The organism is Paraliomyxa miuraensis (assembly GCF_026337845.1).
GTDB classification, from domain to species: domain Bacteria; phylum Myxococcota_A; class Polyangia; order Nannocystales; family Nannocystaceae; genus Paraliomyxa; species Paraliomyxa miuraensis.
Window position 1 is genome coordinate 103,091 of the sequence record NZ_JAOVZF010000159.1, and the last position, 14,884, is coordinate 117,974.

Annotated in this window: 10 protein-coding genes; 3 read left to right on the top strand and 7 right to left on the bottom strand. The window is 69.7% G+C overall.

Annotation, left to right across the window (positions count from 1 at the left end; translation table 11 throughout):
- Positions 1-132 precede the first annotated feature (132 nt).
- From OEB96_RS31735 to OEB96_RS31765, 7 genes are all read right to left on the bottom strand, one after another.
- On the bottom strand, positions 133-903 hold the full coding sequence (locus tag OEB96_RS31735) for a hypothetical protein (RefSeq protein WP_266220564.1): 771 nt from the start codon (positions 901-903) through the stop codon (positions 133-135).
- Positions 904-990: 87 nt separating this feature from the next.
- Positions 991-2,226, bottom strand: coding sequence for an FG-GAP repeat domain-containing protein (locus OEB96_RS31740; RefSeq protein WP_266220565.1), 1,236 nt, complete (start codon positions 2,224-2,226; stop codon positions 991-993).
- A 121-nt stretch (positions 2,227-2,347) separates the two neighbouring features.
- The gene (locus tag OEB96_RS31745; protein ID WP_266220566.1) at positions 2,348-4,702 is read right to left on the bottom strand and encodes a hypothetical protein; all 2,355 of its coding nucleotides are present in this window, start codon (positions 4,700-4,702) and stop codon (positions 2,348-2,350) included.
- Complete coding sequence (locus OEB96_RS31750) at positions 4,695-5,237, bottom strand: thermonuclease family protein (protein WP_266220567.1); 543 nt, start codon at positions 5,235-5,237, stop codon at positions 4,695-4,697. Before OEB96_RS31750 ends, OEB96_RS31745 begins: the two co-directional genes overlap by 8 nt.
- Positions 5,231-8,089 carry a lamin tail domain-containing protein gene (locus OEB96_RS31755; RefSeq protein WP_266220568.1) on the bottom strand — a complete coding sequence of 953 codons (2,859 nt, stop codon included), beginning with the start codon at positions 8,087-8,089 and terminating at the stop codon, positions 5,231-5,233. Before OEB96_RS31755 ends, OEB96_RS31750 begins: the two co-directional genes overlap by 7 nt.
- A gap of 21 nt (positions 8,090-8,110) precedes the next feature.
- Positions 8,111-9,514, bottom strand: coding sequence for a thermonuclease family protein (locus OEB96_RS31760; RefSeq protein ID WP_266220569.1), 1,404 nt, complete (start codon positions 9,512-9,514; stop codon positions 8,111-8,113).
- The gene (locus OEB96_RS31765) at positions 9,511-10,248 is read right to left on the bottom strand and encodes a lamin tail domain-containing protein (protein WP_266220570.1); all 738 of its coding nucleotides are present in this window, start codon (positions 10,246-10,248) and stop codon (positions 9,511-9,513) included. The genes OEB96_RS31760 and OEB96_RS31765 overlap by 4 nt, the downstream gene beginning before the upstream one ends.
- A 249-nt stretch (positions 10,249-10,497) precedes the next feature.
- Between OEB96_RS31765 and add the strand changes: the two genes are divergently transcribed.
- From add to OEB96_RS31780, 3 genes are read left to right on the top strand one after another with little or no spacing between them, the layout of a single operon-like run.
- Positions 10,498-11,637 carry an adenosine deaminase gene (gene add / locus OEB96_RS31770; protein WP_266220571.1) on the top strand — a complete coding sequence of 380 codons (1,140 nt, stop codon included), beginning with the start codon at positions 10,498-10,500 and terminating at the stop codon, positions 11,635-11,637.
- Positions 11,638-11,655: 18 nt separating this feature from the next.
- On the top strand, positions 11,656-12,885 hold the full coding sequence (locus tag OEB96_RS31775) for a NupC/NupG family nucleoside CNT transporter (protein WP_266220572.1): 1,230 nt from the start codon (positions 11,656-11,658) through the stop codon (positions 12,883-12,885).
- A gap of 50 nt (positions 12,886-12,935) precedes the next feature.
- Positions 12,936-14,858, top strand: a complete 1,923-nt coding sequence (locus tag OEB96_RS31780) for a serine hydrolase domain-containing protein (protein ID WP_266220573.1) — start codon at positions 12,936-12,938, stop codon at positions 14,856-14,858.
- The last annotated feature ends 26 nt before the right edge of the window (positions 14,859-14,884 follow it).

Sequence of the window (14,884 nt, forward strand, 5' to 3'; positions counted from 1 at the left end):
TCATTCAACGGCATAGCTGCCGTTGAATGAGGCGCATCTGCCTTCGATGAAATTATCGAACATCAAACCGGCGGGCCGACTTCTCACTGCCCGTCGGGTATCGTCGATCTGCTGCCCTTGGTGCCGAGCCGCTCACCCGCTCGCGCTGCCCACCCACTCCATGAGCAATCTATTGAAGCCGCTATGTTCCATGATCGCTCCGTCCCGGGTCGGCTCGAATTCGCCGCGAAAGTACAGGTTTCCCGAGGTCTTCGTGGGCAACTCAGGCGAGAGCGGGTAGACACCATAGCCCAGACGAAAGTAGTAGCTCTCGTTGTCGAACGGCTCCGGGGGATCGGGGTTGGGGATTATCTGGAGCTTCTCGATGATGCCAGAGTCCTCGGCGTCGATCTCCGTCCCTACGTTGCCCGCCGCGATGCCGAACGAAACAACCGTCTCCCAGGCCTCGTCGAGCACGCCATCGTCCGTGCGGAGGTGGATCGTGGCTCCAAAGTCGAATGCGTTCGGACAGGCGAGCGAGACGTCCCCCCCGTCCCCCCGCCGATACTCGACCCCGGGCACCCGCCGATACACCGTGGTGCCGTCATGCACCAACCAGGACGAGAAGCCGGTCGTCCCCTCGCTCGGTGTCATGGACGCCCAGTTCCCGCCGCCATTCCACGTCAGCGTCCCCTGCATGGGCACCGTGATGAGCTCGAGGATCTTGCCCGGCTGGAGGTCGTAGCTGAGATCCCCGCCCCAGGGCCCTAGCGAGTAGTCCAGCGGCACATCTTCTTCGACCCACTTGCAGTAGGGTCCATCGTCCTCGTCCCGGCAGCCGGTCACGGATGCGGCGATGGCGAGCACGAGGCACGAGGTCGCCCAGCGACTCGGAACCCACCACGACGAAATGGACCAGCGCATCCCATGATCGTAGGCCGTGGTGGACGACCAAGCAACGCGGCCAAGTGGCCGCCTTGCTGAGGGCCCGCGAAGCCCCGCCGTGAAGGCTCAAGGATCGGAGAGCAGCACGCGGATCACCGCTTCCTCGAAGCTGCCCACCACGATGTCGAGCGCGCCGTCGTGGTCGAGGTCGGCCACCGCGATCTGATCGACGGGGGCGTCGAGCTCGATGAGGGTGGGGCCGTCGAAGCGGCCGTCCGGGTCACCGAGCCAGACCTCGAGGCGGGTGCTCCCCGGCTGCACGCGCAGCAGGTCGAGGTTGCCGTCGGCGTCGAGGTCGTCGAGCACGGCCGGGCCGGGGCTCAGGCCCGGGAGCACGGAGCGGTTGCGCTCCACGAAGAGCGACGAGCCGGGCGGCGGCAGGTCGAGGACGATCAGCGCTTCGTCCTCGAAGCTGATCGCGAGCACCTCGTCGCGGCCATCGCCGTCGAGGTCGCGAACGGTGGCGCCGTCGAGGCGCAGGCCCGGCGGCGCCACGAGCGAGACCTGGGAGAACCACAGGCCCTCGGAGCCCAGCGCCACGCCCAGACCCTCGACGCGTCCGCCGTGCACGAGCAGGAGGTCGGAGTGGGGGTCGCCGTCGTGATCGAGCACGCCGAAGGAGGACGGCTGGAAGTCGGGGGCGGGGCCGACCAGGGGGCTCAGCGCGGGAGGGTCGAAGGCGCCGCCCGGCTGGCGCTCGGACACCGACAACGACACCAGCCCATCGGCGTCGGGCCCCAGCACCACCACCTCGCGCCGGCCATCACCGTCGAGGTCGAGCATGGCCGAGCTGGTGGTCGCCACGCCGGTGGTCACGGTGATCGCGGGCTCGTAGACCCCGGTGGGAGTGCCGCGAAACAGCGACATGGTGGGGGCGCAATCATCGATGAGCACGTCGAGGATCTCGTCGTCGTCGATGTGGCCGAGGGCCGGATGCGCGCTGCAGCCGGTGAGCCCGGGATCCACGGGGAGGACGAAGCCCCCCGCACCGTCGCCGGCCCAGATCTGGGCGGTGACGCTGCCGGCGGGGCCGAGGCCCAGGACCATCAGATCGGCGCGGCCGTCGTCGCCGAAGTCGGCCACGCGCAGGGCGAGCGGGGCGAGGGCATCGATGGTGACGGCGGGCTGGAAGCCCTCGCCCAGGCACACCTCGCCGGGCGAGAGCCGGCCGTCGCCGCAGATGCGGTCGTGGATCACCCGGTCGACGCAGGCGGATGGAACGAGGGCGAGCACGACCACCGCGAGGCCGCGGAGGGCGAGGCCTTCGCGTCGAAGGCTCGTGCGCGTCGTGGGCCTTGGCATGGCGGCGAGGGTCGATCGTAGCGGCAGACGAGGCGCCGCGTCCGAGACCACACGCACGAGCGGGTCCTCGGTTGCCACGGCGCTCGTGCGCAATGCTCGCGGGGGCTCGGGTCGGGCTCGATCAGAACCGCGATTCGAATTGGAACCGGATCCAGTGCTCGGGGTTGGGGTTGCGCACGGTGATCAGCTCGCCGTTCTGGACGTAGAGGACGGTGCTGTCTCGCCGATCGAGGTAGGTGTAGATGTCGTAGCGGATCGAGGGGATCGCCCAGCGGCGGATCTGGTAGCGGGCTTCCACGTAGGCCCAGACCGAGTGCTCGAAGCGGCTGTTGTCGGCGATGTCCTCCCAGTACCAGCGCACGCGGCCGCGCAGGCGCAGGTCGTCGGTGAGCTTGGCGGTGACCATCAAGAACGCGTTGATGTCCTGACGGAGACGATTGCGGCGCTCGAACCGCTCGCGGTCGTCGCTGGAGCCCGAGAATTGGCCCGGCAGCAGGACGCCGCCGGTATAGTCCTCGGTGTCCACGGTGCTGCTGCCGGTTGGATCCTCGAAGTCGTTGTCACGCGGCAGGTCGGTGTCGACGTACTCGGAGTTCTGGAATTCGTGGCGATACTGGAGCGTGAAGTGGAGCTTCTTGTGGGGCTGGAAGCGCGAGCGCGCGGTGAGCTGGACGCGCTGGCCACCGCAGATGATGGGGGTCGTGATCGTCGCGCTGCCCTGCGGGAGCTCCTCGAGCTCGGTGCACTGCGCGAAGCTCCACTTCGACATGTCCTGGGTCTGGTACTCGAGCCACAGCCCCGGGCGCCACCACTTGGTCACGTCGGCGTCGGCACGCACGAAGCTCCGCATGCGGACGCGCTTGCTCTCCGTACGCACCCACACGTCGTTGAAGGCGCGTAGATCCACGCGCTCGGCGAGCGTGCCGTTGTAGCGCACGCGCACGCCGGCCTCGTCTCGCCCCTGGTTGCCGTCGTAGCGGTCGCGCGACGAGATCGGCCGCGCGTAGGGGTTGGCGAAGCGCTGGTCGTAGTAGCGCGCGCTGACCTCGAGCTCCTGATCCTTCCACGAGGCGGTGTGGCGCAGGATCCCCGCAAAGCCCCCGCCACCGTTCTGCTCGCTCGGCGTGCCGTCGAAGCTGCGGGACACCTCGCCGAACACGTCGGCCCAGCGATGCCCCCATGAGAAATCGGCCCCGACCGCTCCGAAGGCGCCGCCCCGGGGGTAGCGCTCGGCCGTCTGGAAGTCGAGGTCGGCCCCCTCGACCCGCCAGCGCGGCACGCTGCCGTAGCCGGTCACCCCGAGGTGGTTGCGCTCGTCGGCCCACCAGGCCAGGTTGGCGCCCTGGGTGACGAGGTCGACCATGTTGGGGAGGGTGGCGTAGCGATAGGCGGTGGTCGGGGCCAGCGGGTCGTCCTGCGCCTTGTAGATGGTGGGAGAGCGGCACGCGGCGTCGTCGCTGCGCGGGTCTTCGCAGGCGGTGCGGTCGTAGATGCGGTACTGATAGAGGTCGAGGTTCTGCATCGACCAGAACACGTAGGCCTGCATCCAGCCCACGGGCAGCGGCAGGTGCTTGGCCCCGGCGGCCGCGCCTTGCAGACCGGGGCTCATCTGGAAGCTCGGGGCGACCCGCAGCGCGGAGCTGTCACACGGGGCCTGCTGCAGCTCGCCGGCCGTCTCCCGGCAGGAGCTGGTGAGGTCGTAGCGATTGACGAGCGCGTCGTCGAGATAGAGGCCGTTGGGGGTGTAGCGACGGCTGTTGTCGAAGGTGAGCCGCTGGCCGAAGCCCGCGCGGTAGGTGCCGGCGATGAGGCTCCACCGGGCCGTGTCCCACTGCACGAACGCCTTGGGGAGGCGCGGCCGCAGACCATAGGGCTCGGCGAGCAGGGCATCGCGGTTGGGGTCGTGGCTCACGGGTCCCATCCGCTGGGGGTCGAGCATCGCGGCCACGCCCATGGTGAGGTTGCCGAGCGCCTTGATCCGCGCCTGCAGGGCCATGGGGGGCACGCGCGGATCCTGGGCCGCGTAGGTCATGCGATAGCGGATCCTCCCGCTCACGCCGCCGCCCTTGGCGGTGGGGTCGGGGACCAGGAGGAACGCCGCGATCGCAGCCAGCTTGCGCCGCGTGAGCACGCCGGCCACCACGAGGTCGGCGGGGTCGGCGATCCGCCCCGCCTCGGCGCGATAGGCCAGGATGCGGTCGACCTCCTCGTAGCTGAGGTTGGGCAGGGCGTAGAGCTCGTCGCGGCTGGCCTCGTCGAGGTTGGTGCCGCGGCGCAGCAGCTCGACGAGATCCTGGTAGGTCTCGTCGCTGATCTGATCGTTGAGGCTCAGCTCGTCGAGATCCTCCTCGTCGTCGACGTCGACGAAGATCTCGTACTCGATGGCCGAGGCCGTCCGTGGCAGGCAAAGCCCTCCCACGGTCAGCGCGAGCGCGAGCGATCCGCCGCGCCCCAGGCCCGACCAGAGCCTAGCCACACGGCGCCTCCACGCCCACGCACGCGCCCCACAGGCCGACCATGCCCGCCTGGGCCCGGTCCTCCGCCGCGCGGTACTCGTCGACGCGATCGGAGCCGTTGGGCGGGATGTGCAGCACGCAGGCCAGGCCGCGCTCGATCAGCAGCTCGTTGACGCTGCGCCCGTCGGCGAGCTCGACGTAGGCGAGCAGCCGATCGTAGCGATCGGTGCACTCGTCGTCGTACGAGAGCCGGACCGTCTTGCCCTCGACGATCGAGCGATTGAAGTCCTTGGCCTCGAACCCGTAGCACTCGGCGGTTCCGCTGGTCTCGGGGGTGTCGACCAGGAGATAGCGGATGTGGTAGGGCGTGCCCGTCACGGGGTCCTCGGCGTCGATCTCGATGGTGTCGCCATCGATCACGCGGGTGACCACGGCCTCGGTCGGACCGCAGTTGGGCGGCTGCTCGGTCTCGCAGGCGGTGCCCAGGACGAGGCCGGCGAGCAGGCCCGCCACTGCGGCGGGGACCAGCTTGGAGGGGGTGATCGAGGTCAGCACGGGGGATTGGCCGCTCCGGGGGTGCCGTCGTTGTCGACGCTGTAAGGGGTGGTTGCGACGCAGAGGTTGCCGGGGACGTCGTTGCCGGCCGGGGTCAGGCTGCCGGGGTCGAGCTGGGTGGCGGCGCCGGCCGTCGAGGTCGCGTACACGACCTGGTCGAGGATCACGTCGGCCACGCCCACGCCGATGCCGGCGTCGGTGTTGTTGAGGCCAAAGGTGAACACGTGATCGGCCGCGGGCAGGCCGCCGTTGATCATGGGATCGAGGTTGCGGGCGAAGACCACGAAGCTGCCGGCGGTGACCGGCAGGCAATCGGCGGAGGTGATCGTGGTCTGCACCGTGAACGGGCCCGCCGCGTCGGTGGCCCGATGGAGCTGCACGTCGTTCAGATCGACGTTGGCGCCCACGTGGACCTCGAACCACTCGCCATTGGCATCGGTGACCACGTCGGGGTTGGGCATCCACTCGGTGATCACCAGGTCGCCGGCCATCGGAGAGACGATGGCCCGCGGCACGCCCCCCTGCAGGCACATGCCGTCTCCCGTCATCATGCCGCACGCGGGGCCCTGGGCGCCCGGGGTGCCCCGATCGCCCGCACCGTAGGGATCGGTGGCCACGCACCAGCTCATGGGGTCGTCGTTGCTCACGGGATCCTCGGCCGCGGGATCGAGCGTCCAGGCCGCGCCGGGGGTGCTGCCGTTCCAGGTCACGGTATCGAAGGCCATGTTGCCCAGGCCGACCGACAAGGTGCCGCCGCCGTTGGTCAGGCTGAAGCTGCCCTGGAGCGCGGCGGGCAGGCCACCGTTGACCATGGGGTCGGCACTGCGGGCGATCACCACGCGCTCGCCGGCCCCCACCGCGATGCAATCGCCGCCCACCGGCAGCGTGCCGTCGGGGCTGCTCGGGTCGTCGCCGAACTGCAGACCATTGAGGTCCACGCTGGCGGTGGCGAGGACCTCGAACCACTCGCCGCTGGTGTCACCGACGGCAGCGGGGTCGGGCATGAGCTCGGTGAGGACGAGGTCACCCGGCTGCGGGGGCACCACGTCGCGCTCGGCACCACCGTCGAGGCAGGTGCCGCTGGGGATCGTCCCGCAGCCGACGTTCTCCTCCCCGGGGGTGCCGAGATCGCCGTCGCCGTAGGCCTCGGTGGCGGGACAGAAGTTGGCCTCGTCGTCGTTGGCGGCGGGATCGGTGGCCGCGGGGTCGAGCTGGGTCGCGGCGCCGGTGGTCGACGAGCTCCAGGTGATGGCGTCGACCGGAGCTTCCACGCTGCCGCCGATCCACACGCCCTCGTCGTTGTTGCGCAGCGAGAAGTCGAAGATCCCGTGGACCTGCGGCAGGGCGCCGTTGACGGTCGGGTCGGCGTTGCGGGCGATCACCGCGTAGTCCCCGGCGCTCAGGGTCGTACAGGCGCCGCCCAGGGTCTCCACCACGTCGTCGTCCGAGCCGTCGACGCGACCGAGGGGCAGCCCGCTGAGATCGAACGAGCCGGTGGCCAGGATCTCGATCCACTCGCCGTCCTCGTCGGCGGCCGCATCGGGGTTGGGCAGGACCTCGGTGATGACGAGGTCTCCGTCCGAGGGGAGAATCACCTCGCGCAGGGAGCCGCCGTCGAAGCACTGCCCCTCGGGAGGCACGATGGCACACTCCACGTTGGCCTCGCCGGGCGTGCCGAGATCGCCGTTGCCGTAGGGGGTGTTCGCGTCGCAGCTGAACCCACGCACGTCGTTGTCCGCCGCGGTGTGGAAGTCCGGATCGAGGTTCCACGCCACGCCCGTGTCGGTGGTCCCGTAGGCGTACTCGTCGAGCATCGTGCCCTGGTAGCTCAGCACGAGCTGGCCGTTGTCCTGGTTGATGCTGAAGTCGAACAGCGCATCCACGCGAGGCAGCCCGCCGTTGAGCGCGGGGTCGAGGTCCTGGCCGAACACCAGGCGGGTGCCCGCGGCCACCGGCACGCAGTCGTTGAGCGCGACGGGGGTGGCGTCGGTCAGGTCGAGCTTCTTGCCCACGGCCACGCCGTTGAGGTCGAAGTCGGCCATCGTGTAGACCTCGAACCATTCCTTGCCGTCGTCGTCGTCGCTCGGGTCGCTCATGATCTCGGAGATCAGGAGGTCGCCCACCGCGGGGGCCACGGCCTCGCGGGCCTCGCCGGTGTCGGGATCGATGCAGGCGATCGGGCCGGAGCCAACGCAGAGATCGTTGCGCTCACCCGGCGTGCCCTTCGACTCGGCATCGAGCGCGGTGGTGGAGTCGCACCACAGGTCGAGGTCGTCGTTGCCCAGGGCGTCCGGGAGCCGGTCGCCGCTGTAGATCCGGGAGGCGGCCTGGGTGGGCTCGCCATAGAGGACGTCGTCGATGGTCTCGTCGCCGCAGGCGATCGCCAGACGACCCGCGGTGTTGCTCATGTCGCCGAGATCGTCCGCGTAGCCGTAGTCCACGTAGGGCACCACGGCGAGCACGGTCTCGTCGTCGAGCAGGGCTCCGACCACGCCGTATTCCTGCGGCCCGAGCACCCAGCTGCGCGCGATCAGGTGGGCCTTGGCCGAGGTTCCATCTTCCTTGCTCAGGATCAGGGTGGTGCCGGCAAGATCGATCTCGTTGGAGCTGGCGTTGTAGATCTCGAACCACTCGCGGCCCGAGTCTGCGCCCGGAGCATCGGCCATGATCTCGGAGATCACCAGGTCGCCCGGAAGCAGCAGGCCGCCGTTGCAGTCCCCGTTCCCGTCGGTGTCGCCGTCGCCACTACCGCCGCAGCCCTCGCCGTCGCCACCGGCACAGCCGGCGATGGCGAGCAGGGAACCCCACGTGATCAAGGTCTGCAGCGGGCGGTGGGGGCGGTGAGCGGTCATGGCAGTCCTCGAGGTCCAGGGCTAGGGGCGAAGCGAGCTGCGGGCAGGCGTGGGTTGGGGCTGCTTGGTGGGCTCGGGTTCGGTGACTTCTTCCGAGGCTCCGGGAGGTGCGGAGTCCTCGGGCCCGGTGGGCTCTGGCCCGGTGGGCTCTGGCCCGGTGGGCTCTGGCCCAGTGGGCTCTGGCCCGGTGGGCTCTGGCCCAGTGGGCTCCGCCGCGGGCGGAGGTTCCACGATCGCGGCTGGAGGCTCGGGCTCGGGCGTCGCGGAGGGGAAGCGAGCCGGTCGCGTGTCGACGAAGGCGATCTGCTCGGGGCGACGGATCTGGATCTGCAGCTGCGACCGCGGCTCCTCGTCCTTCTTGGCCTTGCCGGCGCGCTGGCGGCGGGACTTGAACACGTAGCGACTCACGGTGCCCTGCACCCGCACGTACTCGCCCTTGGCCTCCGCGACCCCCGAGCGCTCGAGCACCTCGTCGTCGAAGAAGATGAGCGGGAAGTCGCTGAACATCTTGCGCGAGAGCATCACCCGGGCGGGTCGCTTGCCCTCGCGAGGGCGGATGTCGCCCACGGTGGCCAGCACCACCACTTCCTTGCCCTCGAGCGCCTCGAGCCGCTCGACCGCGTCCCAATTGGTCAGGGCGATCCAGTCCTCGCGGCCGGCGGCCTCCGCTTCGAAGCGTGCGATGACCTCGGCGCGAGCGTTCCACCAGCGCAGCCTGACGTCGTAGTCGCGGTAGTGCTCGAGCGCGGGGTCCCAGATCCCGCGCTCGGCTGCCATGGCCTCGGCCTGCGCCTGCACGAACTGCTCGTGGAAGCGCCGCGAGTAGCCATACTTGGTGAAGTAGGGGCTCATCCCCGCGCGCACGCACTCGACGTTGTAGTTGATCCAGCGGCCGTCCTTCTCCACGAAGACGTAGGAGAGCAGACGACCGTAGCGACCGCGCAGCTCCTTGGGATGATCGCGCTCGAGCCGGACCGTGCGCACGCCCTCGAAGAACTCCTCGGCCCAGTGCTTGGCGTCCATGCCCAGGGGCGTGGCGACCTTGACCGGGCGCGTGCTGTCGCCCTGCTTCTTGGCCAGGTAGACGTCGAAGCCCTCGTCGTAGAGGCGCAGATCCTTGTCGGACTTGAAGGTCTCCTCGGTGTCGATGGCCAACAGGCGCAGCGTGCCCTCGATGCCGACCACCTTGATGGTGTCGCCGTCGACCACGGCCGGGCTCTGCGGGGTGAACTCGCCGATCACCAGGCCCGCGTCGGGCGCGGGAGCGGCGAGGGACTGGGCGAGCTGGCCACGGTCGTAGTGCCCCACGCCCTGGGGTCCGCATCCGAGCCCGAGCCCGAGCCCGAGCCCAAGCCCGAGCGAGACGAGGGCGAGCTGGCCGAGGGCGAGCCTTCGTGAGGCCCATCGGACGTGGCTGGCGCTCACGCGCATGGTCGGTTGGCCTCCCCGCCCGTGCCCGGGAGTCCGGTCGCCGTCTGGGGGCCGCCGGCGGGCGCCTCGGCGGCGTCGGTGCACCACCGCTGGAGATCGTCGTTGTCCTCGGCGTCGAGCGGGCCGTCGTAGCTCAACGTGCCCTCCTCGGGGAGCTCGGAGTAGACGAGCTCGTCGACGAGGCGATCGCAGGCGTGGAACTGCAGGATGGCGTTGCCGAACAGACTGCGCGGGTCGGCGTTCTCGTCGGGCGGGAGCTCGACCACTCCGCTGGTGACCGTCTCGATGACGGGAGGCTCGCGACGGAAGTCGTCGTTGATGCTGTAGTCGAGCTCGGGGCGCCGCGACTCGTCGAGCGGCAGCGTCCCCAGGACCACGTAGGCGCCCGCCTCCACCTCGAGCGAGTCGCGAACGAGGAACGTCAGGGCCACGTCACCGTCGACCTCCGAGCCCTTGAGCGGTCGCATCGTGCCCCGCAGCCCGTAGAGGTCGAGGGTTCGATCGGTGGCGTTGTACAGCTCGAACCACTCGCCGCGGCTGCCGTCCTGAGGTCCGCGGATCTCGGTGAGCACCAGGTCCCCTTCCTGCAGATCGGCGAGGCACTCGGCGGGCTCGCGCGCGCACCCGCTCGCCGTCATCGCGGACCCGAGCAGCGCGATCGCGGCCACGGTGCGCAGCCACGGGCGTGCGCGCCGTACGGGGTGGAGTTCGCGGACCAGCTCGAACACGAAGGGACCCTGAGCGGGTGCCCAGTCTAGGGCAGCGCCGGGGGGCGATACCACCCCGCGATCGGGCTCGGAGCGGCGCCGAGATCCTCGATTCGAGACGCGCGCTGATCCCGATCTGCGCCCCCCGCGGGTGATCGTGGCGCATGTACGGTGACGTTCGTGCGACAGCGTACTCGTAGGGCTTGCGTGACGAGGCAAGGCATGGTGGCAGCCCCTTTCCCTGCCACCGCCAGAGCGATAGAACGTCTCATGGGTCCTCTGCCGCTCTCGGTGTTCCAGCGCCTGCCCAAGACCGATCTCCATGTCCATCTGGATGGATCGATGCGGCTCGAGACGGTGCTGGAGCTCGCGCGGCAGCAGAAGATCGAGCTGCCGGCGGACGATGTGCCCGGCTTGCGGGCCGCAATGCACCTGGGGGAGATCTCCGGGAGCCTGGTCAAGTACCTCGAGGCGTTCGACGTGACGCTCAAGGTGCTGCAGACCCGAGAAGCGCTGTACCGGGCGGCGTACGAGCTGGCCGAGGACGCGGCGGCCGAGAACGTGCGCTACATGGAGGTCCGGTACTCGCCCATGCTCCACACCCGTCGGGGGCTGCGCACGACCACGGTGGTGGAGACCGTGCTCAAGGGGCTGCACGACGCCGAGCTGCAGCATGGGATCATCAGTCGACTCATCGTCTGTGGGATCCGCAACATCTCACCGGCGTCGTCGCTCGAGATGGCCGAGCTGGTGGTCGCCTACAAGAATCGCGGGGTGGTGGGCTTCGATCTGGCCGGGGCCGAGGACGATCACCCGGCCAAGGATCACCAGGATGCATTCTCGCTGGTGCGGCACAACAACATCAACGTGACGATCCATGCCGGCGAGGCGTATGGACCGCCATCGATCGCCCAGGCGCTGCACATCTGCGGAGCGCATCGCATCGGCCACGGCTGCCGGCTGCGCGAGGATGGCGATCTGCTGCACTACGTGGTCGACCACCGCATCCCGCTGGAGTGCTGCCCCTCGTCCAACGTGCAGACGGGGGCGGTCGGCAGCCTCGATGCCCACCCCATGCGCCTCTACTTCAACCTCGGCGCTCGCGTCACCGTCAACACGGACAACCGCCTCATCACGGACACTTCGGTGTCCAAGGAGCTCTACCTCGTGCATGCGCACATGGGGATGCCGCTGGCCGACATCAAGCAGCTCGTCCTCAACGGGTTCAAGAGCTCGTTCATGCCGTTCCACGAGAAGCGTCGCTTCCTCGAGACCATCAGCGCCGAGCTCCAGGCGTTCGATCCGGGGGTGGACGTGGGGCCGGAGACCGAGCCGGCGCATCCACCCGCCGGGGTGGTGGCGGCGAGGGCTCCCGGTTCGACGGCCGGAACTCTGGGCGCGGTTGGCTAGCCGTGATACGCAGGGGTCGTGGATCCCTCGCGCCTCGTGTCCGTCGTCGGTGCCCTGGTCATGCTGGGCGTGGCCTATGGGCTGTCCACCCACCGACGGGCGGTGAAGCGACGCGTGGTGTTGTGGGGCGTGGGGGCGCAGTGGCTGCTGGGCGTGCTGCTGCTGCGGGTGCCGCAGGGTCGGCAGGCCCTTGCGGACGTCTCCGAAGGGGTGCAGGCCGTGCTCGAGCAGAGCTACGAGGGCAGCCGCTTCGTGTTCGGCTCGCTGGGGGCGCAGCAGGGCGGTGACTCCGGGCTGGGCACGATCTTCGCATTCCAGGTGCTGCCCACCATCATCTTCATCGCCTCGCTGTTCTCGATCCTCTATTACATCGGGGTCATGCAGCTCATCGTGCGCGGGCTGGCATGGCTGATGATGCGCACCATGGGCACCAGCGGCGCCGAGTCGCTGTCGGTGGCGGCGAGCGTGTTCATGGGGCAGACCGAGGCGCCGCTGACCATCCGGCCGTTCCTCGACCGCCTCACCGAGTCGGAGCTGTTCGTGGTGATGGTGGGCGGCATGGCCTCGGTGTCGGGTGCGATCCTGGGCGCCTACGTGGCGATCGGTCAGGTGCCCATCGCTCACCTGCTCACGGCGGTGGCCATGACCGCGCCGATCTCGATCGTGATGGCCAAGCTGATGGTGCCCGAGACCGAGGAGCCGGAGACGATGGGGCGGGTGGACGTGGAGATCCCCAAGACCGACGCCAACGTGCTCGACGCGGCCGCCAGCGGGGCCAGCGATGGCCTCAAGCTCGCGCTCAACGTGGGGGCCATGCTGATCGCATTCGTGGCATTGGTCGCGCTGTGCAACGTGCTGCTGGGCGTGATCCCGGTGGGGGGCGAGCCGCTGACGCTGCAGCGCGTCATGGGCTGGTTGTTCTTCCCCGTGGCCCTGGTCATGGGCGTGCCCTGGGAGGAGGCGCAGTCGGTGGGGAGCGTGCTCGGCACTCGCATCGTGCTCAACGAGCTCTACGGCTTCGACATGATCCGGGGGATGGCCGAGCAGCTCTCGGTGCGCTCGGAGGCGATCGCGACCTTTGCCATCTATGGGTTCTCGAGCATCTCGAGCATCGGCATCCTCATCGGGGGGCTGGGTGGGCTTGCGCCCGCCCGCAAGCACGACATCGCGCGCCTGGGCCTGCGTGCGCTGGTGGCGGCCACGCTGTCCAACTTTGCGTCGGCGTGCGTGGCCGGAGCGCTGCTCTAGATCTAGCAAGCCTCTCGCGTCGATGACCGGTGGATGCCACGATCGCGTCCATGAGCCACGTTCGCTTGGCCATCCCGCTGCTCCTCCTGTTGGTCTGGGTGGTCGTCGTCACCCGGCCCGCTGTGCCAGCTGGGCGGGCTTCGGTGCTGACGGAGCGGGCCGTGCCGTCGTTGGAGACGGCGCAGGTGGATTCGGCTCCGAAGTCGATCGACGAGCTGCGCGCGCGCATCGAGGCGGTGCTCCGGCGCGAGGGGGTTGCGGGCGTGGGGCTGGCGCTGGTCGATCGCGACGGCGTGCGCTGGGCCGGCGGCGTGGGGGTGGCCGATCGCCAGACCGGCGTGCCGGTGACCGGCGACACCGTGTTCAGGGTGGCGTCGATCACCAAGAGCGTGGTGGGGCTGGGCGTGGCCCGGTTGGCATGGCAGGGGCGCCTGTCGCTGGACGAGCCGCTGTCGCGCTCGCTGCCCGAGCTGGTGATCCCCAACCCATGGGACGCCGAGCGGCCGGTCACGCTGGCGCACGCGCTCGAGCACACCGCGGGCTTCGACGACATGCGCTTCAACGAGTGGTTCTCCGAGGACGAGTCGATGGACCCGGCCTCGGCGCTCGGCATCAACCCCCGCTCGCGCGCGGTGCGATGGCGTCCGGGCAGCCGCATGGCCTACAGCAACGTGGGCTATACGGTGGCCGCGCTGGCGATCGAGCGCGCCACGGGAGAGCCGTTCGACGCATGGCTCTCGGCCGAGGTGCTGGCACCGCTGGGCATGGGGAATGCGGCGTTTCGTCGAACCCCCGAGCGCATGGCCCGGTTGGCGACCGGCTATGTCGAGCCCGATCGCCCTGCTCCGTTCTCGCCGATCGCCCATCGTCCCGCGGGGGCGCTGTTGGCCTCTTCGGCCGAGCTGGGCCGGCTGGTGCACTTTTGGCTGCGGCGTGGCGAGGGCCTTCCGGAGATCGTACCGCCCGCGGGTCTTCGGCGCGTGGAGCAGACGGCGACCCTGGCCGCTCCGCCCACCGATGCATCCTATGGCCTGGGCAACTACGGCGACGTGGCCCATCCCGTGCGCGCGCGCGGGCACGACGGTGGGCTGCCGGGGTTCCTGTCGTGCTATCGCTACTTCCCCGAGCTCGGGGTGGGCTACGTGATGCTGCTCAACGGCACGTTCTCGTCGCGTGCCTACGGGGAGATCCGGGCGCTGCTGTTCGCCCACCTCACCCATGGCATGCGGCTGCCCAGTCCCCCGAGCGTCCGTCCCGATCCCGCACGCGCGCGCGACACGGGCTACTACGCCCTGGCCAACCCACGCAGTGAGCTATTCGGGTTCCTCGAGCGTGCGGTGGTGGGCTTTGGCGTCAGCCCCAGCCTCGAGGGGATCTGGTTGAGCCCGCTGCAAGGAGGTTCGGTGGAGCTTCAGGCCAGCGAGCCAGGGGGTGGGTATCGCCATCCGCTGCAGAGCGGGACCTCGGTGCGGCTCCACCGGGACGACCAGGGGCGAGCCACGGTGACGGCGGGATGGATCCATGCCGAGCCCGCGTCGTTCTGGGCGGCGTCGTTGCAGTTCTACCTGCTCGGGCTGACCATGGTGCTGCTGCAGCTCGCACCGCCGTTGGCGGTGGGGTGGCTGGTGATCCGCGTCATCCGGCGACGGTGGTTCTCGGGGGCGGGCCTTTGGCTATGGCCCGCGCTGGCGGGGCTCGCCATGAGCTCGATCCCGGTCCTGCTCTCCGAGGCGTCGGCTCGCGATGCGCTCGGACGCGTCGACGTGACCACGGTGGGCTTGTGCGTGGCCACGCTGGTGCTCGCCTTGGCATCCACGTTCGGGCTCGCGTCGGCGGTGCGCGCGGCCGTGGCTCGCGATCGGATCTCATGGGTGGTGCGTATCTTGCCCACACTCACCAGCACGCTGGCGGTGGGCCTCACCCTCTGGCTGGGCGCGCACGGGATCATCGGGCTTCGCACCTGGGCCTGGTAGGCGCCGTTCGTGGTATCACCGGCGTC

Bases quoted from the DNA above. Each gene is read 5' to 3' on its own strand.
- add (WP_266220571.1), top strand. From the start codon at position 10,498: ATGGGTCCTCTGCCGCTCTCGGTGTTCCAGCGCCTGCCCAAGACCGAT.
- OEB96_RS31735 (WP_266220564.1), bottom strand. From the start codon at position 903: ATGCGCTGGTCCATTTCGTCGTGGTGGGTTCCGAGTCGCTGGGCGACC.
- OEB96_RS31780 (WP_266220573.1), top strand. From the start codon at position 12,936: ATGAGCCACGTTCGCTTGGCCATCCCGCTGCTCCTCCTGTTGGTCTGG.
- OEB96_RS31755 (WP_266220568.1), bottom strand. From the start codon at position 8,089: ATGACCGCTCACCGCCCCCACCGCCCGCTGCAGACCTTGATCACGTGG.
- OEB96_RS31740 (WP_266220565.1), bottom strand. From the start codon at position 2,226: ATGCCAAGGCCCACGACGCGCACGAGCCTTCGACGCGAAGGCCTCGCC.